Source organism: Vineibacter terrae (assembly GCF_008039615.1).
In the GTDB taxonomy this organism is placed as follows: Bacteria; Pseudomonadota; Alphaproteobacteria; order Reyranellales; family Reyranellaceae; genus Vineibacter; species Vineibacter terrae.
This window is the reverse complement of record NZ_VDUZ01000035.1, coordinates 64,535-88,881: the sequence shown is the minus strand read 5'-3', so window position 1 is coordinate 88,881 and position 24,347 is coordinate 64,535. Positions and strand designations below refer to the sequence as shown.

Below are 24,347 nucleotides of genomic sequence, written 5' to 3'. Positions count from 1 at the left end.
AACACCTCTCCCCGCGGGAGCGGGGAGAGGGAGGGGCCCGCGCGCAGCGCGGGAAGGTGAGGGGTACGAACGTCCAGCTTCGGTGCTCCGGGCCTGGCGGCAGTACGTCTTTCCCATGCGCATGCTTTGTCGTTCCTACCCCTCACCTTCCCATCGCTTCGCGATGGGCCCCTCCCTCTCCCCGCTCGCGCGGGGAGAGGGGATTAGGATGCTACCGCTTCAGCTTGCACTGGCTTTCCGGCTTGTCGAAGCCCAGCGTGTCGAGCTCGGTACGCTGGTGCAGGAAGCCTTCCTGCGGCGACACCGACACCAGGGTCCGCGCGGCGGCCAGCAGCACCGGCTGGCGCAGCTGGCCATCCCAGGGCCGGAACGACAGCTTCTGGCCCTTGAAGCCGGCGACGCCGAAATCGTCGCCGCGGATATAGGCCTCGAGGCTGGCGCGATCGGCTTTCATCGTGCGCGTCGCCGCCTCGCCGACCGCGCGCACCGCCAACCAGGCGGCGTAGTCGCGCTCGGTCATCGGCCGCTGCGCCAGCTTCTCGAACCGGTTCTGGAGCTGCGTGCCGCCCCATTGCTCGTGCGTGCGGTGCCAGGCGGTGGCGATCAGCCCCTGGGTGCCGACCACGGGCCGCGGCCGAAAGCTGCGATAGGGCAGGTACTCGCCGAACAGGTCGCTCTCGTCGGCGACCACCAGCACGTCGTAGTCGGCGCCCTGGGTCAGCACCGGCATCTGCTTCTGGATCAGCGCGTGGCCGGTATCGGTGCGCCGCGCCGTCGAGCCGCCGTCATAGCTGCGCTCCTCGACGATGCGGGCGCCGAACTTCCTGGCGGCACGCTTGACCGCCTCGGCATAGAGCGTGTCGCCCGCACCCTTGCCGGCGACGAGATACCAGCGCTTCCATTGCTTCCAGATCAGGTACTGCGCCAGCGCGTCGGTCAGCATCGCGCGGTTGGGAATCACGTGCAGCACGTTGGCCCGGCAGTCGGCGTTGCGCAGCGAATCCTCACGCGCCTGCACATTGAAGATCAACGTGTCCCTGGCCTCGGGCAGGTCGGCGATGGCCAGCAGCGCCGCCGCCGGCAGGTCGGCGACGAAGACAGTCTGGCCGGCCGCCATGAGCTTCTTGAAGGCGGCCGCGACATCCTCCCCCTGGGGCACCACGGCATCGGCCAGCGCGTATTCCTGCTGCATGAAGCTGCCGGTGGTGTTGTTCTCCTCGATCGCCAGCCGGGCGCCCAGCAGGCCCTCGTCGGCGGGAATTGAATCGAGCAGCGACAGCGGCGGTGCGCGCTCGACGACCTGCGTGATGTAGGCGATCCGCACCGTCATCGGTGCCGACGCGGTCTGGGCAAAGGCGGCGGCCGTGGCGAGCGACAGCAGCGCCGACAGCACCGAGATCAACAGGCCGCGTCCGCCCGATCGGCGGCTTTTGCAGTTCCCTCCCTTGTGCGGCATGGCTGAACGCAACGTGATTGGCTGTTAGGATCGAACACTATGTCAGTCAATGCTGACTGACAACGGGCCGCCACAGCATCGGGCGGGGCGCAGGGCAGGGAGGGCAGCATGCACTACCGTCGCGTGGGCCGCAGCGGGCTCAAGGTCTCGGAGATCTGCCTCGGCACCATGACCTTCGGCCGCGGCGCCGACGAGGCCGAGTCGGGACGCATGGTGGCGGCGGCGATGGATGCCGGCGTGAACTTCTTCGACACCGCCGACGGCTACAACAACGGCCTGGCTGAAACCATGCTGGGCAGCATCCTGGCCAACCGGCGACGCGAAGCCGTGATCGCTACCAAGTTCTTCAATCCCATGGGACATGGCCCCAACGACTCGGGCATGTCACGCCTGCACATCAAGCACGCGGTCGAGGACAGCCTGCAGCGCCTGAAGACCGACTATCTCGACCTCTACTACATCCACCACGTCGATACCCAGACGCCGCTGGAGGAGATGCTGCGGGCGCTGGACGATCTCGTGCGCCAGGGCAAGGTGCTCTACACGGCCTGCAGCAACTACGAGGCCTGGCGCCTGATGGAGGCGCTGTGGACCAGCGACAGCAAGGGCTGGACGCGCTTCGACTGCTACCAGCCGCAATACAGCCTCGTGGTGCGCGACATCGAGCAGGAGATCGTGCCGGTCTGCGAGCTGAAGGGGCTGGGCGTGGTGGTGTGGTCGCCGATGGGCGGCGGCTTCCTGGCCGGCAAGTACAAGCCCGGCCAGCGGCAGGTGCAGGGCGCGCGCTCGAGCGAGGGCTGGGCGCTGCCCGACCGCTTCTTCATCGGCAGCTGCGATGAGGTGCTCGAGACGGTCCTGGACGTGGCGCGCGAGCTCAACCGCTCGCCGGCGCAGGTCGCGCTGCGCTGGGTGCTCGACCGGCCATTCATCACGTCGGCCATTGTCGGCGCCCGCAACGCCGACCAGCTGCGCGAGACGCTGGCGACCGCCGGCTGGACGCTGCCTGACGACATGCGCGCCCGGCTGGATGCGGTGTCGGCCCTGCCGCACCGCTATCCCCGGTCGTTCGAGGAGAACATGCACGAACGGCGCAATGCGGCGGTGAAGATGCCGGGCGGCGGCTGATTCGCGGCTGCCGTCCTTTCCGTCATCCCGAGCGCCCCTTCGACAGGCTCAGGAGAGGGATCTCCTGCGCCAAGGCGCACGGTGCGCCATTCGCGGGAGATCCCTCGCTGCGCTCGGGATGACGGAAAGGGGAATTTGGTGACAATTGTCAGGATTTCCGCCGTCGCGTGCTTGGCGTATCTTCCCGGCCCAATCCCGAGGACCACACCATGAGCGACGCAGAAACCTTGTTCAGCGTTCTGCGGCAATCGGCCGACGGCGATGTCGTGTCGGCGATCGAGGCCCTGGTCCGCGATGCGCCGGACCATGCGCTTGCCCGCGTCAATACGCTGGATTTCGCGCACAGGCGCGGCCTGGGCGAGGAGCAGGTGATCGCGGCGTTCCTGCATGCGGCGCGGCTGGGCCTGTTCGAGATGTCGTGGAACGTGCTGTGCCCGAGCTGCGGCGGCGTGCTCGATGCGAACGCGACCCTGAAATCCGTGCGTTCGGCGGCCTATCACTGCGCCTTCTGTGCCATCAGCAGCGAGCCGACCCTGGACGACCTGGTCGAGGTGACGTTCATGGTCAACCCGCGCCTGCGGCGCATCGCGGCCCATGAGCCCGACACGCTGTCCTCCTTCGAATACCTGCGCCAGATCTTCTTCAGCTCGGGCGTCGACCTGCCCGACGACGCCGACGCGCGCTTCCAGGACATCACGTTCGATGCCGTCGAGCTGCCGCCGGGCGACAAGGCGATCCTGTCGCTGCACGTGCCGGAAGGCAGCCTGATCCTCTTCGATCCGGTGACGCACGCGACGCAATTCATGACCGTCACGGGCGAGCCGGTGCGGGAACGCCAGGGCCTGACCGTGATCTTCAACGATGTGCTGGCGGGCGCGGAGAACGTGACGCTGCAACCCGGGCCGCTGCGCCTCTCGTTCGAGAACCGCAGCAGCAAGCGCGTGCTGCCGCTGTTGCTGAAGGCCGATGAGCGGCTGCACCAGCTGCTGGACCCGCGACGGCCGGCGCTGACGGCCAAGCGCCTGCTGACCAACCAGACGTTCCGCGATGTCTACGGCACCGACACGCTGGATATCGAGCAGCGCCTGAAGATCACCAGCCTGACCTTCCTGTTCACCGACCTCAAGGAATCGACGTCGCTCTATGAACGGGTAGGCGACCTTGCCGCCTATGACCTGGTGCGGGCGCATTTCCAGGTCCTCAACGGCATCGTCGCCGCCGAATCGGGCGCCGTGGTCAAGACCATCGGGGATGCGGTGATGGCGACGTTCCCGACGCCCGAGCGTGCCGTTGCCGCCGCGATCCGCATGCGCGAGGCCATGCAGCGCCTGGGCGCCGAGCGCCAGCGCCAGGACCTCACCTTGAAGATCGGCATCCACGAAGGTCCGTGCCTGGCGGTGGTGCTGAACGACCGCCAGGACTATTTCGGGCAGACCGTGAACATCGCCTCGCGCGTGCAGGGGCTGGCGGAATCGCGTTCGATCTTCGCCAGCGGCACCGTGGTCGACAACCCGAGCACCACGGCGCTGCTCAAGGCCAGCGGGCTGGTGCCGACGCCGCAGCGCCGCTCGGTGCAGGGGCTGTCGGGCGAGCTCGCGGTGTACGAGATCCCGTGATGTCCACCTTCTCCCCGCGAAGGCGGGACAGAGCACCGTCATCCCGAGCGCAGCGAGGGATCTCCTGCGAAAGATGTACGGTGCGCCATTCGCGGGAGATCCCTCGCTGCGCTCGGGATGACGGCATGGATGGGGTGGAGGGCAAGCCTCAAAAATAGTGCGGCACGAAGCGGCTGAGGTTGTGGGTGATGGGCGTCGGGTCCTCGCGCACGCCGATGCCGGCAGGCTGGCCGGCGATCACCCAGGAGCCGATCACGGCGTGCTGCCCGTCGTTCACCGGCAGCGCGCTGTAGGCCTGATAGACATAGCCTTCTTCGCCGTAGCTGCCTTCCGTCTTCTGCCCCAGTCCCGGCCCGACGAGGCTCACATTGGCGCCTTCGCGGCTGTAGAGCGGCTTGCGCACATGGCGCAGGCCGAGGCCGGCCCCGTTCGCGTCGAAATAGGCCGGCAGCAGGTTGGGGTGGTCGGGAAAGAGCTGCCACAGGATCGGCAGTATGCCCTTGTTGGAAAGGATCATCTTCCAGGGCGGCTCGAGAAAGCCCGTCCGGTCGGCGAGGACGTGCTGGCCGAAGGCCTCGCGCACCATCCATTCCCAGGGATAGAGCTTGTGCAGGAAGTCGATGGGCTGCTCGTCGAGGTCGGTGAACACCGTGCCGTTCCAGCCGATATCCTCGACCCGCAGGGTCTTGGTGGCGAGGCCGGCCTGCACGCAGGTGTCGCGCAGGTACTCCGACGTCGCGAAATCCTCGGGATCGTCCTGCGAGCGCGCGAAATGCAGCGTGCTGCCCGCCGGCATGCGCGCGCCGAGCGCCTTCCAGGCGTCGATCAGCTTCTCGTGGGCGCTGTTGAACTGGTCGGCGCCGATGATGACGTCCTTCATCCAGAACCACTGCGCCACCGCCATCTCGAGCAGCGCCGTGGGCGTGTCGGCGTTGTATTCCAGCAGCTTCGGTGGGTTCCAGCCGTCATAGGCCAGGTCGAAGCGGCCGACCATCGTCGGATCGCTGCGCTTCCAGCTGGCGCTGACATAGTCGCCGAAGGCGGGCGGGATCGCGAGCCGGTCCCAGAGCTGGTTGGTCACCACGTGGTCGACGGCCTGCAGGCAGAGCTTGTGCAGCTCCTCCGTCGCCGCTTCCAGCGCGTCGATCTCGCTGACGCGGAAACGATAGCGCGTGTCCTCGGTCCAGTAGGGCAGGCCGTCGAGGTGGTGATAGGTGAGCCCGATCGATTCGAGCTTCTGCTGCCAGTCGGCGCGCGGCGGAGAGGCTTCGCGTTGCATGGGACGCGCGCTAGCTGCTCGACGAGCGCGAGCTGCCGGTACTGCCGAAGCCGCCGCGGCTGCTGGTCGAGGTCGACGTGCTGGTGGTGCCGGAGCTGCCGGAGGACGACGAGCGGCCGACGACCGTCGAGGGCGGGCTGCTGGACGACGTGCGCGGCGTGGTGGTGGTCGTGGTGTCGCGTCTGCCGCCGCCGCCCCACCACCACCAGCCGGTGCTGGGCGAGGTGCGCGAGCCGCCGCTGCTGGTGCTGCTGCGGGAGCTCGAGCTGCAGCGGTCGGGATGCCACAGGCCGGTCTTGGGATCCTGGCGGCAGACCGAGGAGCCGGTGTGACGCAGCTGGCAGGCTTCGACGGTGGGGTAGGAATAGCCGGCGCAGCGCGGCGAGCCGCCGCCGGTGCCGGTCATGGCCACCGCGCCGGCCCCCAGCGCGCCGACACCCAGCACCGATAGGGCAATCCGCGAGGTGGCGCGCATGGCGGGGCCTCAGTAGGTGAGGCAGGCGGCGTTCAGCACGCCGATCCCCAGCGCCAGCCCGCCGCTGAGCGCGCCGGCGGCGACGTTGGCGTCCTGCTCGATCAGGCGCACCAGTCCGGGGATCAGGAACCGGCAGGCGAAGTGGACCAGCACCTGCACGACCAGGGCGACGATGGCCCAGATCACGACATCGAGGATGCTGATGCTGTGCGCGATGGTGCTGGCCAGCGGGGCGCAAAAGCCGAGGAACGCGCCCGACATGCTGAGCGCCGCCGCCATGTTGCCTTTGCGGACCAGCTCGATCTCGTTGTAGGGCGTCACCCGCATGTAGGCGATGAGGAAGACCCCGGCCAATGCCAACGCCACCAGCAGGTAGGCGAGGAACTTGAAGATGCTGGCCGAGAAATGCGCGAACTCCTCCATCGACTTCCCCCTGACGCGGCCTGTGCCTGTTCTTGTTGTCGACTGTATAGCAGTGATCGCTCACAAAGTCCATTCATCGTCATCTTCCCCGCTTGCGGGGAAGGTGCCTGAATACGGCATATCGATGCTTCGCGTCGATATGCCGGGGATGGGGAGCCGACGTGGTCTTCGTTATACAGACCACGATGGCTCCCCTCCGCCCCTTCGGGGCACCTCCCCACGCTGAAGCGTGGGGAGGAAGATTCTCACAGCGGCGAGTGCGGCGGGAAGGTCGGCTTGCGCTTCTGCAGGTGCGAGGCCAGGCCCTCCTTCACCTCGGGGCCGAGGAAGCCCAGCATCTCCAGCGCCAGCGAGGTGTCGAAGTTGGGGCCCATCATGCGCAGCCAGTTGTTGAGCGCGTACTTGGTGAAGCGGATCGCGGTCTGGGCGCCTTCGGCCAGCTTGGTCGCGATCTCGACGGCCTTGGCTTCCAGCTCCTCGTCCTCGACGCACAGGCTCACCAGCCCGATGCGCTCGGCTTCCTCGCCGTTCACCGCCTCGCACAGCAGCAGGTAGTACTTGGCCTTGGCCAGGCCGCACAGCAGCGGCCAGACGATGACGGCGTGGTCGCCCGCGGCGACGCCCAGCCGCGTGTGGCCGTCGATGATGCGGGCCTTCTTCGAGGCGATCGAGACGTCGGCCAGGATGCCGGCGACCAGGCCGGCGCCGACGGCCGGGCCGCGCATGGCGCTGACGATCGGCTTGGAGCAGTTGATGACGTTGTAGACGATGTCCCGCGCTTCCTTCCAGACCTTCATCAGCTGGTTGAAGTCGGTCATGTTCTTTTCGATCAGGTCGAAATCGCCGCCGGCCGAGAACGCCTTGCCGCCGGCGCCTTGCAGGATGACGCTGTTGATCGTCTGGTCGGCATCGATGTCGCGCCAGACCTCGACCAGCTCGCGATGCATGGTCTCGTCGGTGGCGTTCAGCCGCTCCGGCCGGTTCATGGTGACGCGCAGCACGCGTTCATGCGGGCGGTCGAACGCGAGACGCTGATAGCGCTTTTGCCAGTCGGACATGTCGGACTCCCTATGGTTTCACGATGAAAGCGTAGGGGTTTGGACCGCGCGCGTCCACGCGCGCCTCGGCGCGTCAGCGCCGACATTTCGCGCTGCGCGCGAAGGCGCGCGTGGACGCGCGCGGTCCGAAAAACTACCGTCCGCTGGCGAAGCGGATCGCCTCCTCGGCGGCGCGCACCAGCGCGCGGGCCTTCTGCAGGCTTTCCTGGTACTCGGCCTCCAGGTCCGAGTCGGCGACCACGCCGACGCCGGACTGCACGTACATGGTGCCGTCCTTGACCAGGGCCGTGCGCAGCAGGATGCAGGTGTCCATCGAGCCGTTGGCCGCGAAATAGCCGCCGGCGCCGGCGTAGATGCCGCGGCGCACCGGCTCCAGCTCGTCGATGATCTCCATCGCCCGCACCTTGGGCGCGCCCGAGAGCGTGCCCGCCGGGAAGCCGGCGATCAACGCGTCCAGCGCCGACAGCCCGTCCTCGATCGTGCCGTCGACATGCGAGCTCAGGTGCTGCACGTGGCTGTACTTCTCGATGACGAACTGCTCGCGCACCTTGACGGATCCCAGCTTGGCGACGCGGCCGACATCGTTGCGCGCCAGGTCGAGCAGCATCAGGTGCTCGGCGCGCTCCTTGGGGTCGGACTGCAGCTCCTGGGCCAGCGCCTCGTCCTCCTCCGGCGTGGCGCCGCGCGGCTTGGTGCCGGCCAGCGGCCGCACCGTGACGACGTTGTCGCGCAGCCGCACCAGGATCTCGGGCGAGGAGCCGACGATGGAGAAGTCGCCGAAGTCGAAATAGATCAGGAACGGCGAGGGGTTGATGCGGCGCAGCGCCCGGTAGAGCGCGATCGGCGGCAGCCGGAACGGCACCGCGAAGCGCTGCGAGGGCACGATCTGGAAGGCATCGCCGGCATGGATGTACTCCTTGCAGCGCGCCACCATGTCCTGGAACGCGGCCTTGGACATGTTGGCCACCGGCTCGGGCGCGGCATGCGTCGCCGCCGTGGCCTCGCGGCGATAGGGCAGGGAGCGGTCGAGGTCGGCCACGACATCGCCCAGGCGCTCGCCGGCCAGCGCATAGGCCGCCGCCGCGTCCATGCCCGCGGCCGGCCATACCGGCGTCACCAGCGACACCATGTCGGCCAGCCGGTCGAAGATGCACACGATCGTGGGCCGCAGCATGATCGCTTCGGGCAGGTCGAGCGGATCGGGGTTCTTGTCGGGGATGCGCGGCTCCATCTGCCGCACCGTGTCGTAGCCCAGGAAGCCGAACAGCCCGGAGGCCATGGGCGGCAGCTCGGGCGGGATCGTCATCTGGCATTCCGCGATCAGGGCGCGCAGCGTGTCGAGCGGCTTGCCGTCCAGGGGCTGGAAGGTGTGGGCATCGACACGCGCATTGCGGTTGATCTCGGCCTTGCCGCTTATGCACCGCCAGATCAGGTCGGGCTTGAAGCCCAGGATCGAGTAGCGGCCGCGCACGGCGCCGCCCTCGACGGACTCGAGCAGGAAGGCGTTGGCGCGGCCATCGGCGAGCTTCAGCATCGCCGAGACAGGCGTCTCCAGGTCGGCCACGAGGCGGGTCCAGACAAGCTGCGGCTTGCCGGCGCGGTAGGTGGCGGCGAACGCGTCGAAGGCAGGAAAGACGGTCATGACACGGGTCTCATCGAAAGGCCGGGAACTCCGGCGTTGGCGTCAGGGGCGAGCGCACCACCGCCATCGATGAGGAAGGGTGTTGCCTTTTGGACCGCGCGCGTCCACGCGCGCACCGGCGCGCCAGCGCCGACACTTGCTCGCCCTGCGCTTCGCTGCGGGTGATGGCGCGCGTGGAGGCGCGCGGTCCGAAAGAATCGGCGTCGTCGTCACTGCTGCTGCTCGATGCGGAAGAGGGCGGCGAAGGCGTTGGCATCGCGCTGCACGCCGTAGCGCCGCTCCAGCGCGGCCACGAGCTGGCTCGCCAGGTCGTTGGCCGCAGCGGTGTCGAGCTCCTTGCCCAGCTTCTCGGCCTCGGCCGGCGCGGAAGCGGGGTCGGCGGGGATGATCTCGCGCAGGCGCACCACGGCGGCCCCGTCGTCGGTGGTGACCGCCGCCGACTTGCCCGGCTCGAGCTCGAACAGCTTGGTCACGAGCGGGCCCACGAGGCCCGAAGCGGCGTCCGACTGCAGGCGGGTGATCGGCTGCGAGGTCTTGACCTCGGAGCGCACGGTGCGGGCCAGCGCCGCCAGCTCGGCCACGGCGTTGGCACGGTCGGCGATCTCCTTGGCGCGCGTCACCGCCACCTTGCGGCGCTCCACCTCGGTCCAGGCGGCCACGACGCGCTCCTTGGCCTCGTCCAGCGACGGCGTGCGGGCCGGCGTCACCTTGTCGGCGCGCACGACATAGAGGTGGCCGACCTTGGTCTCGCCGACATTGCTGGTCTCGCCGTCGCGCAGCCGGAAGGCGGCGGCCAGCATGTCCGCAGCCCAGGGGCCGTCGACCACCACCTTGCCGGTCGCATCGCGGCCTTCGGCATCGACACCCTCGACCTTGCGCACCTTGAGCTGGAGCTGCTCGGCGGCGGTGTCGAGGTTGTCGACCCGGGTCAACGTCTTCTCCAGGTCATCAATGCGCTTGACCAGCAGGTCGGGCGCCACCTGGGCACGGTAGTCCTGCTCCAGCCTGCCCTTGATGGCCTCGAAGGTCGCTGTCTCGCCGGGCTCGATCTTGTTGATCCGCACGACGTGCCAGCCCAGCCCGGTCTTGACCGGCGCCGCCAGGCCCGGCGCCTTGGGCTCGAACGCGGCAGTGGCGAGATCGCCCGGCAGGTCGCGCTGGGTCACGCTGCCCAGCTTGATGACGTCCTTGCCGGTGACCTCCTTGCCGGCGTCCTCGAACGATTTGCCGCCGCCCACCAGCTCGACGATCTTCTTGGCCTGCGCCTCGTCGTTGACGAGGAACTGGTCGATGTCGCGCCGCTCAGGCTTGTCGAACTCGGCCTTGCGGTCGTTGAACATGCTGCGCAGCTGCTCGTCGGTGACCTGCACGTCGGCGGCCACGTCCTCCGGCGTCAGCGCGATGAACGACAGCGAGCGCCGCTCGGGCAGATCGAAGCGCTTGGCGTTGGCGTCATAGTAGGCCTTCACCTGCTCGTCGGTGGGGGCCGGCACGTCGGTCATCCTGGCCCCCTGGACCTGCACCACCTCGGCGATCCGCTGCTCGCGCCGATAGCGGAAGAGCGCATCGCGCATGACCGTGGGCAGCGAGACCCCGCTGGTCATGCCCAGCATCTGGCCCAGCGCGATGTCGCGCCGCAGGTCGGCAATGTACTGGGCCTCGGTGATGCGCAGGTTCTGCAGCACGCCCTGGTACTGGGCCGGGCTGAACTTGCCGTCCGGCCCGTGGAAGGCGGCCGTCTCGGCGATGGCCTGGCGGACCTGGTCGTCGGAGACGACGATGCCGAGGTCGGCGATCGCATGGTCGAGCAGGATGCGCTGCTCCAGGTTGCGCAGCGCCCGGGTCGGCAGACCCAGCATGATCGCCTGGTCGTTGGTCAGCCGCGTGCTCGAGCGGGAATTGATCTGCTCCAGCTCACGGCTGAACTGGTCGCGCAGCTCGCGTCCCTTGATCGTGGTGCCGCCGATCGTGATCGGCCCCAGGTGCCAGCCGCCGATGCGGGAGACGACCGGATCGGCGCCGGCCAGGCGCAGCGAGCCGCCGACGCCGGCGATGTCGCCCAGCACGAAGGCCAGCAGAATCACGCCAAGGATGAGGGCCAGCACGATCGAACCGGCGATTTTCCTGAACCTGTTCATGAGTCTCCAAATGCGCCCGTCTCGACCGGGGTCCGCCTGCCTGCCCGAAGGGGCCTGATTAGCATCGGCCCGCCACAGCCGGCAACGCAGAATCACTGCGCCATTTCAAGGCTTTCCCCGACAACGCCATGATCGTGGCGAAATGCGGGCCGCGGTTGGAGCCACCCTCGCGCCGTGATAGGGGAGACGCCTGCAGTCGACCACACGAGAGGACGCAAGATGGCCCGCCGCACACTGATCGCCGGCAACTGGAAGATGAACGGCCTGGGCGCCGATGGCGTGGCCCTGGCGCGCGACGTCGCGGCGGGGGCATCCAAGGTCGCCGCCGAGCTGCTGGTCTGTCCGCCGGCGACGCTGCTGGCCCGGGTTGCCGCGGCCCTGGCCGGCTCGGCCGTCAACGCCGGAGGCCAGGACTGCCACGGCAAGGCCGGCGGCGCGCACACCGGCGATGTCAGCGCCGAGATGCTGGCCGATGCCGGCGCCACCTACGTGATCCTGGGGCACTCGGAGCGGCGCACGGACCATGGCGAGAGCGATGCCATGGTGCGCGCCAAGGCCGAGGCGGCATGGCGGGCCGGCCTCGCGGCGATCGTGTGCATCGGCGAGACGTTGGCAGAGCGCGAGGCGGGCCGCACGCTGGGCGTGCTCGAGACGCAGCTCAAGGGCAGCGTGCCGGCGGGTGCCACGGCCGCCAGGCTGGTGATCGCTTACGAGCCGGTGTGGGCGATCGGCACGGGCAAGACACCGACGACGGCCGAGGTCGACGCGGCGCACCGTCATATCCGCAGCGTGCTGGGCGGGCTGATGCCGGGGGCCGATGCCGTGCGGATCCTTTACGGCGGCTCGATGAAGCCGTCGAACGCCGGCGAGCTGCTGGCGATCGCCGATGTCGACGGCGGCCTGATCGGCGGCGCCAGCCTGAAGGCCGCCGACTTCCTTGCGATCGCGGCGGCTGCGCAGCGATAGCGCAACCGGGCTTGCCGGAGCGGGCCGGTGCCGAGCGCAGCAAGGATCTCTTCACGCAGCGCGTGGCGTGTCGTTCGGAAGATCCTCGCTGCGCTCGAATGTCAGCTTCGATCCATGGCGATCACGAAGCGTGACGAGCTGTGGTCCATCTGCAACAGTCCGTGATCGCTGCTGTGGCATTTCGACAACACTTTTCCGAAACGGTCTCGAAAAGCAGCGAAACGTCACGATCATGCTGGCATCGCGCCATCAAACGGCCTAGAACCCGGCCCACAATGAATCATCGCCGAGGAACAGGTGCGTTCGGCGTGATTCGAGGATCCGGGCATGTTGGCAATTCAGAATGTCGTGCTGGCGATCCACGTGCTGATCGCCGTGAGCTTGGTCGTCGTGGTGCTGCTGCAGCGTAGTGAAGGTGGCGGTCTTGGCATGGGCCGCTCCGACTCGTTCATGAGCACGCGTGGCCAGGCCAACCTGCTGACGCGCACGACCGCGATCCTTGCCGGCACCTTCTTCGCCACCAGCATCGCGCTCGCGATCCTTGCCGGCACGCACGGCAAGCCGTCCTCGATCATGGACCAGGGCAAGCCGCCGGCCGGGCAGAGCGCGCCTGCGGGCACGCCGTCAACCGGAGCTCCGGCGGCGCCGGCTGCGCCCAGCACGCCGACCCGCTGAACCCCGACCAGTCCCGCAAAAGGCGAACGCCGAGGGGTGTTCGCCTTTCGCTTTTTTGGGCACCCGGCCGGTGCTGCGACCGTTTTCCACAGTAGCCCGGTGGCGGAAAGAGCGTGACCGGGGCACCCAACCCGTAGTAGGTAGAAAGTCCATGGCACGCTTTATATTTATTACGGGCGGCGTGGTTTCCTCGTTGGGGAAGGGGCTGTCATCGGCAGCGCTGGGCGCGCTGCTCCAGGCCCGCGGCTACCGGGTGCGGCTGCGCAAGCTCGATCCATACCTGAACGTCGATCCGGGCACGATGAGCCCGTATCAGCATGGCGAGGTCTTCGTCACCGACGATGGCGCCGAGACCGATCTCGACCTCGGACACTATGAGCGCTTCACCGGCGTCGATGCCCGGCAGAGCGACAACATCACCACCGGCCGCATCTACTCGACGGTGATCGCGCGCGAGCGCCGCGGCGATTATCTCGGCGCCACGGTGCAGGTGATCCCGCACATCACCGACGCGATCAAGGAGTTCATCGTCGCCGACACCGACAAGGAGGATTTCGTCCTGGTCGAGATCGGCGGCACCGTGGGCGACATCGAAGGCCTGCCGTTCCTCGAGGCGATCCGCCAGCTCGGCAACGAGCTGGGGCGCGAGCGCACGATGTACGTGCATCTCACCCTGCTGCCCTGGGTGTCGACCGCCGGCGAGCTGAAGACCAAGCCGACACAGCACTCGGTCAAGGAGCTGCTCAGCGTCGGCATCCAGCCTGACCTGCTGCTGTGCCGCAGCGACCGCGAGATCCCGCCCAACGAGCGGCGCAAGATCGCGCTGTTCTGCAACGTGCGCCCCGAATGCGTGATCGAGGCGCGCGATGTCGACACCATCTACCAGGTTCCGATTGCCTATCATGCGCAGGGCTACGATCGCGAGGTCTGCCGCCATTTCGGCCTGCCGCATGACGGCAAGCCCAGCCTCGAGCATTGGCGTGGCCTGGTGCGCCGCATCCGCGAGCCCGAGGGCGAGGTCAGCATCGCGGTGGTCGGCAAGTACACCGTGCTGCTCGACGCCTACAAGTCGCTGGGCGAGGCGCTGACGCATGGCGGCATCGCCAACAACGTCAAGGTGCGGCTGGAGTGGATCGACTCGGAGATCTTCGAGCGTGAGGACGCGGTCGTTCACCTGGAGAACGTGCATGGCATCCTGGTGCCGGGCGGCTTCGGCGAGCGCGGCGCCGAGGGCAAGATCCAGGCGGCGCGCTTCGCGCGCGAGCGCCGCGTGCCGTATTTCGGCATCTGCTTCGGCATGCAGATGGCGGTGATCGAGGCGACGCGAAACCTGCTGGGCATCGAGGGCGCGTCGTCGACCGAGTTCGGGCCGTGCCAGGAGGCCGTGGTCGGCCTCATGACGGAGTGGATGAAGGGCAACGAGCTGGAGAAGCGCAGCGCCCTGGGCGACCTTGGCGGCACCATGCGGCTGGGCGCCTACGATGCCGTGCTGGAGCGCGGCAGCCAGGTGCACGCCATCTACGGCAGCGAGCGCATCCAGGAGCGCCATCGCCACCGCTACGAGGTCAACATCAACTACAAGGACCGCCTCGAGACGGTGGGCCTGAAGTTCTCCGGCATGTCGCCGGACGGCCTGCTGCCGGAGATCGTCGAGATCCCGACGCATCCCTGGTTCATCGGCGTGCAGTACCATCCCGAGCTGAAGTCGCGGCCATTGGCGCCGCACCCGCTGTTCAGGTCGTTCATCGGCGCCGCCAAGACGCAGAGCCGGCTGGTGTAATTATCTTCACCTCTCCCGCAAGCGGGAGAGGTCGACGCGCGATAGCGCGGCGGGTAAGGGCCCCAGGACGAGGCGCTGCATCTGCAGTCCCTCACCCTCCCATCGCGCTGCGCGCGACGGGCCCCTCCCTCTCCCGCACGCGGGCGAGAGGTCAAGCGGCGCGGCGTCTTCACCTCTCCCGCGCGCGGGAGAGGTCGACGCGCGCGACAAGCGCGCGGCGGGTGAGGGGCCCAGGACGAGGCGTCGCATCTGCGATCCCTCACCCTCCCATCGCGCTGCGCGCGATGGGCCCCTCCCTCTCCCGCACGCGGGCGAGGGGTCAGGCAGCGCGGCGTCTTCACCTCTCCCGCGCGCGGGAGAGGTCGACGCGCGCGACAAGCGCGCGTCGGGTGAGGGACCAGGGACGAGGCGCCGCGACTGCAGTCCCTCACCCATCGCGCTGCGCGCGACGGGCCCCTCCCTCTCCCGCAAGCGGGCGAGGGGTCAGACCGCGCAGAGCTTCAGGTTGTGCTCGTGGCGCTCCAGCATCTCCTGCAGGAAGGCCTTGAGCGCCGTGTCCTCGATCCGCGGCAGCTTGTCGCGGATCTCGCGCGCCACCCAGCTCTGGCCCTTGTCCAGGAACCGCAGCCGGTCCGGCCAGGCGGCGATGGTCATGGCCTTGTCGTAGAACCGCCCGGTGACATGCGACGGCTCGGCGCCCAGCCGCGTCAGGTGCTCGGTCAGCCCGGCGCAGTAGCGGGCCTCGTCGTCGCGGACCGCAGCCAGCGTGTCGGCCCCGACCCCGGCGTCCGGACCGGCCTCGTGGCACCAGCGCGCCAGCACGCGCGCGCCGGCCCGCTCGCTTTCGAGCAGGACATTGAGGAAGCCGGCGAGCTCGGCGGCCGGCAGCGGCGCCGGCCGGTTGTAGTCCTCGAATTCCTGGGCGTAGCAGACCGGCGAGGAAACCTCGATCGGCTCATCGGGCTCTGTCATGGCGATCCTCCTCGACACTATGTATGTGGGCAGCAGCCTGAGGGCCAGGGTCATGGCTTGGCAATGCGGCGCAATGCGCCTATCACCCAGGCCCAGCACGGAGCACGCCCCCATGTCGAGCACGTCGAGCATTGCGCAACGCACGGTCCGGGTCGGTCCGGTCGAGATCGCCAACGACAAGCCCCTGGTGGTGATCGCCGGCCCCTGCGCCCTGGAAAGCCGGGCGCATGCGCTGGAGGTCAGCGCGGCGCTCAAGGAGATCGCGGCCGGGCTGGGCCTCGGCCTGATCTACAAGACGTCGTTCGACAAGGCAAACCGCACCGCGGCCAACAGCCCGCGCGGGATCGGCATGGAGCTGGGCCTGCCAATCATGGCCGAGGTGCGCGAGGCCACCGGCCTGCCGGTGCTGACCGACGTCCACGACGCCGGCCAGTGCAAGCCGGTGGGCGAGGTGGTCGACGTGCTGCAGATCCCGGCCTTCCTGTCGCGCCAGACCGACCTGCTGCTGGCCGCCGGCGAGACCGGCCGCGCTGTCAACGTCAAGAAGGGGCAGTTCCTGGCTCCCTGGGACATGAAGAACGTGGTCGCCAAGATCGCTTCGACCGGCAACCACAATGTCCTGCAATGCGAGCGCGGCGCCAGCTTCGGCTACAACACCCTGGTCAGCGACATGCGGGCGCTGCCGATCATGGCCGCCAACGGCTACCCCGTGGTGTTCGACGCGACGCATTCCGTGCAGCAGCCGGGCGGGCAGGGCACGACCTCGGGCGGCGAGCGCCAATACGTGCCGGTGCTGGCCCGGGCTGCGGTCGCGGTCGGTGTCGCGGCCGTGTTCATCGAGACCCATCCCGACCCCGACAAGGCGCCCTCCGACGGGCCGAACATGGTGCCGCTGCGGCAATTGCCGGCCCTGCTGGCCGAGCTGATGGAATTCGACCGGCTGGCCAAGGCGCGCCCGGTCGCCTGACCGGCGCGCCATCCCCGATCACCGCTTGGTTCCCTGGGCGCCGCGCCTGGTCGGGCGGACGGAGCATCCTGCCTTTCGTTGACAGCTACTGGTCGCGGCTCGACAATCAGGCAAGAACTGATTGAGCGAGTGATGCGATGCGCAGGTTGTTGGGAACAATGGGACTGGTGCTGCTGGCCGGCATCGTGGCGATCGGCCCGGCCGCGGCGCAGATCGTCAACGAGGGCGATCCGGTGTTCCTGCGCTTTCCGGACCTGCGCAAGCGCTATTTCGAGAGCTCCGAGACCAAGGTGGCGATGCACAAGTTCATCGCCATGCCGATGCCCAAGCAGTGCGCCTACTTCTACGTCGACGTCTACTCCAAGCCGAGCATGAGCGACCGCGACACGCGCGAGGACGCGTTGCGCAACTGCCGCAACAACCTGCAGAAGTATGGTCCGCTGGGCGAGAACTACGCGGTGCCGTGCGACTGCCGCATCGTGATCGGCCGCGACAAGTACCGGCTCGATCCGCATGAGCTGCCGACCATGGGCTACGCGCCGCTGTCGCTGTTCTACCGTGACTCCGCCGGCCGCCAGACGCGGCTGCACGGCTACACGGAGTTCGGCCTGCAGTTCCGGCGCGGCGAGAGCGGGGCGCTGACAGTCTACACGCCAACCGGCAATCAGGTGTGCACCGGCAGCATCACCATTCCCGGCGCGTTCTCCGGCAATTTCAGCCTCAACTGCCCGGCCGCGCGCTTCACGGCCTCGGGGCAGCTTCAGTTCGTCCAGGGGCAGCCCAAGGACCACACCATCGGGCGTGGCGCGACGCCCAATGGCGGCTCGGTGACGATGGTCGTCGGCTTGCCGTCCGGCGCGGCGCAGGCACGTTATGGAACACAGTAGCTCCGGCATGACCCGCCTCGGCGTCCTGGCGCTGGCCGCCTGGCTGTCGGCGGCCATGATGCCGTGGCCGCCGGCGGCCCAGGCCCAGACCGCGCCTGACCTGGAATGTGCCTGGAAGGGCACATGCCCGTCCCGGCCGGCGCCACGCCCGCAGCCGCCGCCCCAGGCCCGTCCGCAGCCCCCGCCGCCGGCCCCGCCGCGTCCGACGCCGCCGAGTCCGCCGCCCGGCCCGGTGACGGGCAAGGATATCCCGGGCAACACCGGCCCCGGGCCAGCCACAGGACCCGGCACGGGGCCGACACCGCCGGGCCCTGTCGCCACGCCGCCGGCGACGCCCCCGGGGCCGCCGCCAGTGCCCGTGGCCGTGGTCACGCGGCTGCACGAGCTGGCCGATGGCGATCCCCAGGATGTGCTGCTGTTCTTCAACGAGACCCCGGACGCGCCCAACGGCACGCGCAGCCCGCAAGGGCAGGTGAGCTTCCGGGACGGACGTGTCGCGCCTTGCGCCGCCCTGGGCTGGACCGGCGGCCCTGAGGTGAGCGCCGCCGTGCGCGCGGTGCTGGAGCGGCACGGGGCGACGCGGGTGGTCACCGACGTCGCCACGCCGTGTCCGGAAAGCCGCCGGCCATTCGATATCGTGGCCGTGGAGCGCCGCCTGTTCCAGGCGCTGCCGCCGGAAATCTTGCGCGGCCTGGTGACGGACATCGTCGAGCGTCGCCTGACGCCGCTGACGACGGTCACGGCCGCCGACATCGCCACGGCGCGCCAGCACCTGCAGCGCGAGCGCGACGTCACCGCCGGCCTGCGCGACGGCACGCTGCAGGGCATGGGGCTGCTGCTGCTGGGCGGCAGCAGCGCACGGCGGATCTGCGCCGCCGGGGTTGACGACGAGCTGCAGCCGGCCGTCGCCGCCGCGATCCAGGGCTGGAGCGCCAACCTGCCGCCGCACCTGGCCGCCGGCGGGCCCGACGTGGCGGCCTTCGACCGCAACGGTGCCCTGGCCGCGGCGCAGCGCGGCGAATGCGGTGCGATCTTCGGCGATGCCGCGACGCTGCGTGACATCGAGGCGGCATTGCGCCGCGACGGGCAGCCGGTGACGCCGGCCGGCGTGTGGCTGACGCCACCCGAATGGCAGGCGCTGCTGCAGCGCACGGGCGTGCCGCGCACCACCGCGGAGCGGCGCCGGGTGCTGGCGGCCAAGGTCAATCCGCTGGCCGAGCGGCTGGTCGCCGACCTGCAGCGCTATATCGCCGACGGCGGGACCGGGCCGGCAGGCGCCGATTTCACCGCTTTCGCGCAGTGGCATGCGCAGCTCAAATCCGCCAGCTGGGCGCTGGCCGCGCAGCGCTATGAAATCGACGACTACGGCGATGCGGCATGGTCGGGCGGCAGCCTGCCGGCGGCATCGGTGATCGTCTATTTCTCTCTGACCGCGGCCGGCAAGCCTGCGCCCGAGACCAATTGCATGATCTTCGCTTGGCTCGACGATGCCGCCGCCGGCGCCCGCCGCGAGCCCGCTGCCTTCCGCTGCGATGCGCTCTCCGACGTCGAGCGCTGGAAGCGGCAGCGCGCGCTGAAGAGCCGGTGGAGCTAGCACCGGGGATCGCTGGTCGCTGACACATCTGTCATCCCGAGCGCAGCGAGGGATCTCCTGCGGCACGGCGCACGGTGCGCCATTCGCGGGAGATCCCTCGCTGCGCTCGGGATGACAGCCGGACCGTGGGCGAGGACGCCCGCGGTCCGAAAGCCGTTAAGGCGCCTTCACGGTCGTGACGCCGATCATGGAGTCGCGTGAGACCAGGGCGGCGAGCTGCGCCTCGCTCCAGCCCTCGGTGCTGGCCGGCCGCATCGGCAGCACGAGATAGCGCATGTCGGCCGTCGAATCGTGGACCCGCACCGCGACGCTGTCGGGCAGCTCGGTGCCGAACTCGCGCAGCACCGACCGCGGCTCGCGCACCGCGCGGCTGCGATAGGCGCGGCTCTTGTACCAGTCCGGCGGCAGGCCCAGCACCATGCGCGGATAGCAGGAGCACAGCGTGCAGACCACGAGGTTGTGCGCCTCGGGCGTGTTCTCGACCACGATCAGGCGCGTCGATTGGTCGAACGTGATGCCGGCTTCCTGGCAGGCGGCCGAGCCGTCGGCCAGCAGCCGTGCCTTGAAGGCAGGGTCGGTCCACGCCTTGGCCACCACGGCAGCGCCGAGATGCGGACCGCGCGCATCCATCCGCTCGACCGCCCCGCGGATCTCGTCGCGGGTCAGGTGGCCCTTCTCGACCAGCAGCTCGCGCACCGCGATCTCGAGCTGACGGCAATAGGTCAGCGTGTCGTCGGCATCCGGCCGGTGCGGGTGGTGGTCGGCGCCCCCATGGACGTGCGGGTGATCGTGGTCGTGATCGTGGTGATGGCCGTGGGCATCGTCGTGCGGCATGGCACGGTCTCCGTCAGGGTGTGGGCTCGAGCCAGTGCTCGTAGAGCTCGATATCGATCGTGTCGCCGGCCGGGCCGGCATAGTCCGGCCATATGTCCTTCTGGCCGAACCGCACGCGGTACAGCACCTGCTTGGGCTCGCCGTTGCGGCCGTAGGCCAGCTCCTCCGGATTGCGGAACTCGCCGCAGATGCGTTCCACGACGCCGTGCTTGCCGCGGATGTAGAAGGGGGTGCGCAGGTGGCCCGGCGGGTTGCCGCGCCTGACGGCGACCGGATCGCCGGTGGCGAAGCGCGTCATCACGCCTTCTCCCCGGCCGTCTCGGGCGGCCGTTTCTCGATGTCGGCCAGCTTGGCGCGGACTTCGTCGATGGAGATCACGCCACGGTGGATGAGCGCGCTGGTGATCGATGAGATCCAGCGCTCGTAATAGCTCATGCGGTCGTAGGCATCCGGCGGCAGCGACTCGATGCCTTTGCGCAGCTCATCGACGGTGAACATCTTCTTGGAAGAGCACAGCACCATCAGCGCATCGACGCGCTTTTCCCAAAGCTGGTAGTCGTGCTCGCCGGCCTCGACCGGCCCGGCCGGCAGCCCGCCCATATCGTGATGACTGCGCATCGGTCATGTTCTCCGCGTAGGCCTGAAATCTAGTATCCGAAGCGGCAGCTGTCATCCCCGGGACTCTGTCATCCCGCGCGTAGCGAGGGATGACACCCCCAGATTGCCACGGCGCCGTGGCTTGCGTGGGGCAGGGGGCATGGCTACAACGCGGCGCCCCGTCCACCCGGCTCAAGAGGCTGCGCATGACTGCCATCATCGACATCCACGGTCGCGAGATCCTCGACAGCCGCGGCAATCCCACCATCGAGGTCGAGGTGTTGCTGGAAAGCGGCGCCGCCGGCCGCGCCGCGGTGCCGTCCGGCGCGTCGACCGGCGCCCATGAGGCTGTCGAGCTGCGCGACGGCGACAAGGCCCGCTACGGCGGCAAGGGCGTGCTGAAGGCGGTCGCCAACGTCAACGGCGAGATCTTCGACCTGCTGTCGGGGCTGGATGCGCGCGACCAGATCAAGGTCGACCGGGCGATGATCGAGCTCGACGGCACGCCCAACAAGAGCCGGCTGGGCGCCAATGCCATCCTGGGCGTGAGCCTGGCCGTGGCGCGCGCCGCCGCCGTCGATGCCGAGCTGCCGCTCTACAAGTATGTCGGCGGCAGCCAGGCGCACATCCTGCCGGTGCCGCTGATGAACATCATCAACGGCGGCGCCCACGCCGACAACCCGATCGACATCCAGGAATTCATGATCATGCCGGTCAAGGCGGCAAGCTTCGCCGATGGCCTGCGCATGGGCGCCGAGACGTTCCAGGCGCTGAAGAAGCAGCTCAAGGATGCCGGCCACAACACCAATGTCGGCGACGAGGGCGGCTTCGCGCCCAACCTGGCGACGGCCGACGAGGCGCTCGGCTTCATCATGAAATCGATCGAGCAGGCCGGCTACAAGCCCGGCGAGGACATCGTGCTGGCGCTGGACCCGGCATCGAGCGAGTACTTCAAGGGCGGCAAGTACGTCATGGAAGGCGAGGGCAAGACCCTGGGTCCGGCCGAGATGGCGCGCTGGTACGAGGCGCTGTGCAAGCGCTTCCCGATCGTCTCGATCGAGGACGGCATGGCCGAGGACGACTGGGAAGGCTGGAAGGCCCTGACCGAGGCCGTCGGCGGCACGGTGCAGCTGGTGGGCGACGACCTCTTCGTCACCAACGTGAAGCGGCTGGCCGAGGGCATCGACAAGGGCGTCGCCAACTCGATCCTGGTCAAGGTGAACCAGATCGGCTCGCTGACCGAGACCATGGACACCGTGTCGATGGCGCATCGCGCCGCCTACACGGCGGTGATGTCGCACCGTTCGGGCGAGACCGAGGACTCGACCATCGCCGACCTCGCCGTCGCCACCAACTGCGGCCAGATCAAGACCGGCTCGCTGTCACGGTCGGACCGGCTGGCGAAGTACAACCAGCTGCTGCGCATCGAGGAACAGCTCGGCACCCAGGCGCGCTACGCCGGCACCTCGGTGATCCGCGGCAAGCGGTGAACGCCATTCTTCGGACCGCGCGCGTCCACGCGCGCTCATGACGCGGCGCTGGCGCGCCGGTGCGCGCGTAGACGCGCGCGGTCCGAAGGAATGATCAGCGCGTCGGCTCGTCCTTGTGCGGATGGGCGTGCGTGTGCCCGTGATCGTGCGGGTGCGGGTGGGTCGGGTCGACCCAGTAGACCGACTCGGGATTCTCGACCGGCTTGATGTCGAGGTTGATGGCCACCGCCTCGTTGTCGCTGCGCACCAGCACGCACTCCAGCGGCTCGTCGTCGCTGGCGTTGATCTCCTGGTGCGGCACATAGGGCGGCACGTAGATGAAGTCGCCGGGACCGGCCTCGGCGATGAACTCGAGCTTCTCGCCCCAGCGCATCCGGGCGCGGCCCTTCACGACGTAGATCACGCTCTCGAGGTGGCCGTGGTGATGCGCGCCGGTCTTGGCCTTGGCGTGGATCGTCACCGTGCCGGCCCAGATCTTCTGGGCGCCGACGCGCGCGAAGTTGATCGCCGCGGCGCGGTTCATGCCCGGTGTCTGGGCCGTGTTGGGGTCCAGCGTGTGCGCGGGGATCACCCGCACGCCGTCGTTGCGCCAGTCGGTATGCTCGCTCATGACACTGTCCTCTACGCGGGGGCGATCCTGGCCCGCACCATAGCGCCGGCGCCCGGCGAAGTCGCGTCCTCTCGGCAGGCCGGCGGCAGGGGCTGGCCGGGATGAAAATCGATCCGTAACTCCTTAGACGACCTGAAGTTTCTTGTCGGCGTCACGAAATCGTGGTTAAGCTCCGGCGATGCTGCGGATCCGCAACCTGCTGACGCCCGTCGCCTTCGCGGTGGTGTTCGCCTATTTCGGCTACCACCTCATGAACGGCGATCGTGGCGTGCTCGCCTTGCTGCAGCTGCGGCAGGAGGTGGCGCGCGCCGAGGCGACCCTGGCCGAGACCAAGGCCACGCGCGACATCTGGGATCGGCGCGTCACCGTGCTGCGCAACCAGAGCCTCGACCCCGACATGATCGACGAGCGCGCCCGCGCGCTGCTGCATGTCGCCTGGCCGGACGACATCATCGTCTTCACGCCGACACGCTGAGCATTGGCACGTCCGCGCCGCCTGCTGTCATCCCGAGCGCAGCGAGGGATCTCCCGCGAATGGCGCACTGTGCGTCCTCCCGCGGGAGATCCCCCGCTGCGCTCGGGATGACAGCAGGGGCATATCCTTCGCCTTGAAGGCGGACGTGCCTACCGTATATACGCTGAGCTGCAAGGATCTCCGGTAGAAAGGTGCCGGGGCAATGTTGGGAGGATTGATCGCGATGTTCCGTAGAGTCTTGATGGCCGCCTCGGCGGCTGTCGCGCTCGGCGCCGCCGGCGCGGCGCTGGCGCAGCCGAAGCCGATGACGCTCGGCACCGCCTCGATCGGGGGCACGTACTTCATCTATGGCGGCGTGCTGGCCAAGCTGCTGACGGACAAGCTGGGGGTCAACGTCTCGACGCAGCAGACCCAGGGGCCGAACCAGAACATCCTGCTGGTCGACGACAAGAAGGTCGAGCTCGGCATGACCACGATGGGCGTGGCGCTGCAGGCCTGGACCGGCAAGGGCGACTGGACCAAGGGCAAGAAGTTCGAGAACATCCGGGCGCTCTTCCCGATGTACGACACGCCGTTCCAGTGCGTGGCCCTGAAGAAGTCGGGCGTCACCGCCTTCAAGCAGCTCGATGGCAAGACGGTGGGTGTCGGGCCCAAGGCCGGGACGCCGGGCACCTACATGCCGCTCATCTTCCAGGCGCTGGGCATGAAGGCGACGATCCGCAACGGCCAGGGATCGGACATGGCCGGCCAGCTCAGCGACGGCATCCTCGACGCCTTCTGTTTCGGCGCCGGCCTGCCGATCGCCGCATTCTCGCAGCTCGACGCCGAGAAGGAGGTGGTGTTCTTCACCTGGACGAACGACGAGATCGCCAAGATCAAGGCGGCGATGCCGGAATGGTCCGACTCGGTCATTCCCAAAGGCACCTACAAGCAGCAGACGGCCGATGAGAGGACGGTCGGCGTCTACAACTTCGCCATCGCCCACAAGGACCTGCCGGACGACGTCGCCTACGCGATCGTCAAGGCGGTGCTCGAGAACAATGGCGCCATGGTGCAGGGCCACGAGGCGGCCAAGGAAACCGTGCCGGCGAATGCCGTCCGCAACGCGTTCCTGCCGTTCCATCCGGGCGCCGTGAAGTACTACAAGGAGAAGAACATTCCGCTCGATCCGAAGGCGATCCTGAAGTGACGGCAGGGTTCAGCCTGTAGGCCGCGACGCCCGCTCCCCACGGAGCGGGCGTTCTGCCGTCAGGATGGCACCGCAGCAGGCCGAACCGGCGGCATGATC

General features: G+C 68.7%; 23 protein-coding genes. 11 read left to right on the top strand and 12 right to left on the bottom strand.

Features of this window, described 5'->3' with window-relative positions:
* Positions 1 to 211: 211 nt before the first annotated feature.
* Positions 212 to 1,402: an ABC transporter substrate-binding protein gene (locus FHP25_RS26875; RefSeq protein WP_408068551.1), complete on the bottom strand. Its 1,191-nt coding sequence runs from the start codon at positions 1,400 to 1,402 to the stop codon at positions 212 to 214.
* A 162-nt stretch (positions 1,403 to 1,564) separates the two neighbouring features.
* On the opposite strand from FHP25_RS26875, the gene FHP25_RS26870 reads away from it, so the two are divergent.
* Positions 1,565 to 2,581 (top strand): aldo/keto reductase, encoded by a 1,017-nt coding sequence (locus tag FHP25_RS26870; RefSeq protein ID WP_147850060.1) that lies wholly within the window; start codon positions 1,565 to 1,567, stop codon positions 2,579 to 2,581.
* A gap of 209 nt (positions 2,582 to 2,790) precedes the next feature.
* Positions 2,791 to 4,197, top strand: coding sequence for an adenylate/guanylate cyclase domain-containing protein (locus tag FHP25_RS26865; protein WP_147850059.1), 1,407 nt, complete (start codon positions 2,791 to 2,793; stop codon positions 4,195 to 4,197).
* A 148-nt stretch (positions 4,198 to 4,345) separates the two neighbouring features.
* Here FHP25_RS26865 and FHP25_RS26860 read toward each other — a convergent pair whose 3' ends face one another.
* From FHP25_RS26860 to FHP25_RS26835, 6 genes are all read right to left on the bottom strand, one after another.
* Positions 4,346 to 5,476 carry a glutathionylspermidine synthase family protein gene (locus FHP25_RS26860; protein ID WP_147850058.1) on the bottom strand — a complete coding sequence of 377 codons (1,131 nt, stop codon included), beginning with the start codon at positions 5,474 to 5,476 and terminating at the stop codon, positions 4,346 to 4,348.
* Between the two features lie 10 nt (positions 5,477 to 5,486).
* Positions 5,487 to 5,951, bottom strand: coding sequence for a hypothetical protein (locus FHP25_RS26855; RefSeq protein WP_147850057.1), 465 nt, complete (start codon positions 5,949 to 5,951; stop codon positions 5,487 to 5,489).
* A 9-nt stretch (positions 5,952 to 5,960) separates the two neighbouring features.
* On the bottom strand, positions 5,961 to 6,374 hold the full coding sequence (locus FHP25_RS26850) for a DUF350 domain-containing protein (protein WP_147850056.1): 414 nt from the start codon (positions 6,372 to 6,374) through the stop codon (positions 5,961 to 5,963).
* Positions 6,375 to 6,619: 245 nt separating this feature from the next.
* The gene (locus tag FHP25_RS26845) at positions 6,620 to 7,432 is read right to left on the bottom strand and encodes an enoyl-CoA hydratase/isomerase family protein (protein ID WP_147850055.1); all 813 of its coding nucleotides are present in this window, start codon (positions 7,430 to 7,432) and stop codon (positions 6,620 to 6,622) included.
* 133 nt (positions 7,433 to 7,565) lie between these two features.
* Positions 7,566 to 9,074, bottom strand: coding sequence for an anthranilate synthase component I (gene trpE, locus FHP25_RS26840; RefSeq protein WP_147850054.1), 1,509 nt, complete (start codon positions 9,072 to 9,074; stop codon positions 7,566 to 7,568).
* Between the two features lie 209 nt (positions 9,075 to 9,283).
* Complete coding sequence (locus tag FHP25_RS26835) at positions 9,284 to 11,212, bottom strand: peptidylprolyl isomerase (protein WP_147850053.1); 1,929 nt, start codon at positions 11,210 to 11,212, stop codon at positions 9,284 to 9,286.
* Positions 11,213 to 11,431: 219 nt separating this feature from the next.
* On the opposite strand from FHP25_RS26835, the gene tpiA reads away from it, so the two are divergent.
* The 3 genes from tpiA (at position 11,432) to FHP25_RS26820 (ending at position 14,633) form a co-directional block, all read left to right on the top strand.
* Positions 11,432 to 12,178 (top strand): triose-phosphate isomerase, encoded by a 747-nt coding sequence (gene tpiA / locus FHP25_RS26830; protein WP_147850052.1) that lies wholly within the window; start codon positions 11,432 to 11,434, stop codon positions 12,176 to 12,178.
* Positions 12,179 to 12,505: 327 nt separating this feature from the next.
* Positions 12,506 to 12,853, top strand: a complete 348-nt coding sequence (gene secG, locus FHP25_RS26825) for a preprotein translocase subunit SecG (protein WP_231712486.1) — start codon at positions 12,506 to 12,508, stop codon at positions 12,851 to 12,853.
* 151 nt (positions 12,854 to 13,004) lie between these two features.
* Entirely contained in the window at positions 13,005 to 14,633 is a 1,629-nt protein-coding gene (locus FHP25_RS26820) for a CTP synthase (protein WP_147850051.1), read from the top strand.
* A gap of 483 nt (positions 14,634 to 15,116) precedes the next feature.
* Here the strand turns inward: FHP25_RS26820 and FHP25_RS26815 are convergent, their stop codons facing one another.
* Complete coding sequence (locus tag FHP25_RS26815; protein ID WP_147850050.1) at positions 15,117 to 15,605, bottom strand: DUF6306 domain-containing protein; 489 nt, start codon at positions 15,603 to 15,605, stop codon at positions 15,117 to 15,119.
* 112 nt (positions 15,606 to 15,717) lie between these two features.
* Between FHP25_RS26815 and kdsA the strand changes: the two genes are divergently transcribed.
* The 3 genes from kdsA (at position 15,718) to FHP25_RS40935 (ending at position 19,053) form a co-directional block, all read left to right on the top strand.
* Positions 15,718 to 16,572 (top strand): 3-deoxy-8-phosphooctulonate synthase, encoded by an 855-nt coding sequence (kdsA, locus tag FHP25_RS26810; RefSeq protein WP_147850049.1) that lies wholly within the window; start codon positions 15,718 to 15,720, stop codon positions 16,570 to 16,572.
* Between the two features lie 137 nt (positions 16,573 to 16,709).
* The gene (locus FHP25_RS26805; RefSeq protein ID WP_147850048.1) at positions 16,710 to 17,459 is read left to right on the top strand and encodes a hypothetical protein; all 750 of its coding nucleotides are present in this window, start codon (positions 16,710 to 16,712) and stop codon (positions 17,457 to 17,459) included.
* Between the two features lie 7 nt (positions 17,460 to 17,466).
* Complete coding sequence (locus FHP25_RS40935; RefSeq protein ID WP_178133803.1) at positions 17,467 to 19,053, top strand: hypothetical protein; 1,587 nt, start codon at positions 17,467 to 17,469, stop codon at positions 19,051 to 19,053.
* A 156-nt stretch (positions 19,054 to 19,209) separates the two neighbouring features.
* On the opposite strand, the gene nthA is transcribed toward FHP25_RS40935, so the two are convergent.
* The 3 genes from nthA to FHP25_RS42490 are packed head-to-tail and all read right to left on the bottom strand — an operon-like array spanning position 19,210 to position 20,505.
* Positions 19,210 to 19,887: a nitrile hydratase subunit alpha gene (gene nthA, locus FHP25_RS26795; RefSeq protein WP_147850047.1), complete on the bottom strand. Its 678-nt coding sequence runs from the start codon at positions 19,885 to 19,887 to the stop codon at positions 19,210 to 19,212.
* A 13-nt stretch (positions 19,888 to 19,900) separates the two neighbouring features.
* Positions 19,901 to 20,185: an SH3-like domain-containing protein gene (locus tag FHP25_RS42495; RefSeq protein WP_178133802.1), complete on the bottom strand. Its 285-nt coding sequence runs from the start codon at positions 20,183 to 20,185 to the stop codon at positions 19,901 to 19,903.
* Positions 20,185 to 20,505: an SH3-like domain-containing protein gene (locus FHP25_RS42490; protein WP_147850045.1), complete on the bottom strand. Its 321-nt coding sequence runs from the start codon at positions 20,503 to 20,505 to the stop codon at positions 20,185 to 20,187. The genes FHP25_RS42495 and FHP25_RS42490 overlap by 1 nt, the downstream gene beginning before the upstream one ends.
* Positions 20,506 to 20,690: 185 nt before the next feature.
* Between FHP25_RS42490 and eno the strand changes: the two genes are divergently transcribed.
* Positions 20,691 to 21,974 (top strand): phosphopyruvate hydratase, encoded by a 1,284-nt coding sequence (gene eno, locus FHP25_RS26780; protein WP_147850044.1) that lies wholly within the window; start codon positions 20,691 to 20,693, stop codon positions 21,972 to 21,974.
* 94 nt (positions 21,975 to 22,068) lie between these two features.
* On the opposite strand, the gene FHP25_RS26775 is transcribed toward eno, so the two are convergent.
* The gene (locus FHP25_RS26775) at positions 22,069 to 22,584 is read right to left on the bottom strand and encodes a cupin domain-containing protein (protein WP_147850043.1); all 516 of its coding nucleotides are present in this window, start codon (positions 22,582 to 22,584) and stop codon (positions 22,069 to 22,071) included.
* 178 nt (positions 22,585 to 22,762) lie between these two features.
* Between FHP25_RS26775 and FHP25_RS26770 the strand changes: the two genes are divergently transcribed.
* Both FHP25_RS26770 and FHP25_RS26765 read left to right on the top strand, forming a co-directional pair.
* Positions 22,763 to 23,059: an FtsB family cell division protein gene (locus tag FHP25_RS26770; protein WP_147850042.1), complete on the top strand. Its 297-nt coding sequence runs from the start codon at positions 22,763 to 22,765 to the stop codon at positions 23,057 to 23,059.
* A gap of 223 nt (positions 23,060 to 23,282) precedes the next feature.
* Entirely contained in the window at positions 23,283 to 24,248 is a 966-nt protein-coding gene (locus tag FHP25_RS26765; RefSeq protein ID WP_147850041.1) for a TAXI family TRAP transporter solute-binding subunit, read from the top strand.
* Positions 24,249 to 24,347 lie beyond the last annotated feature (99 nt).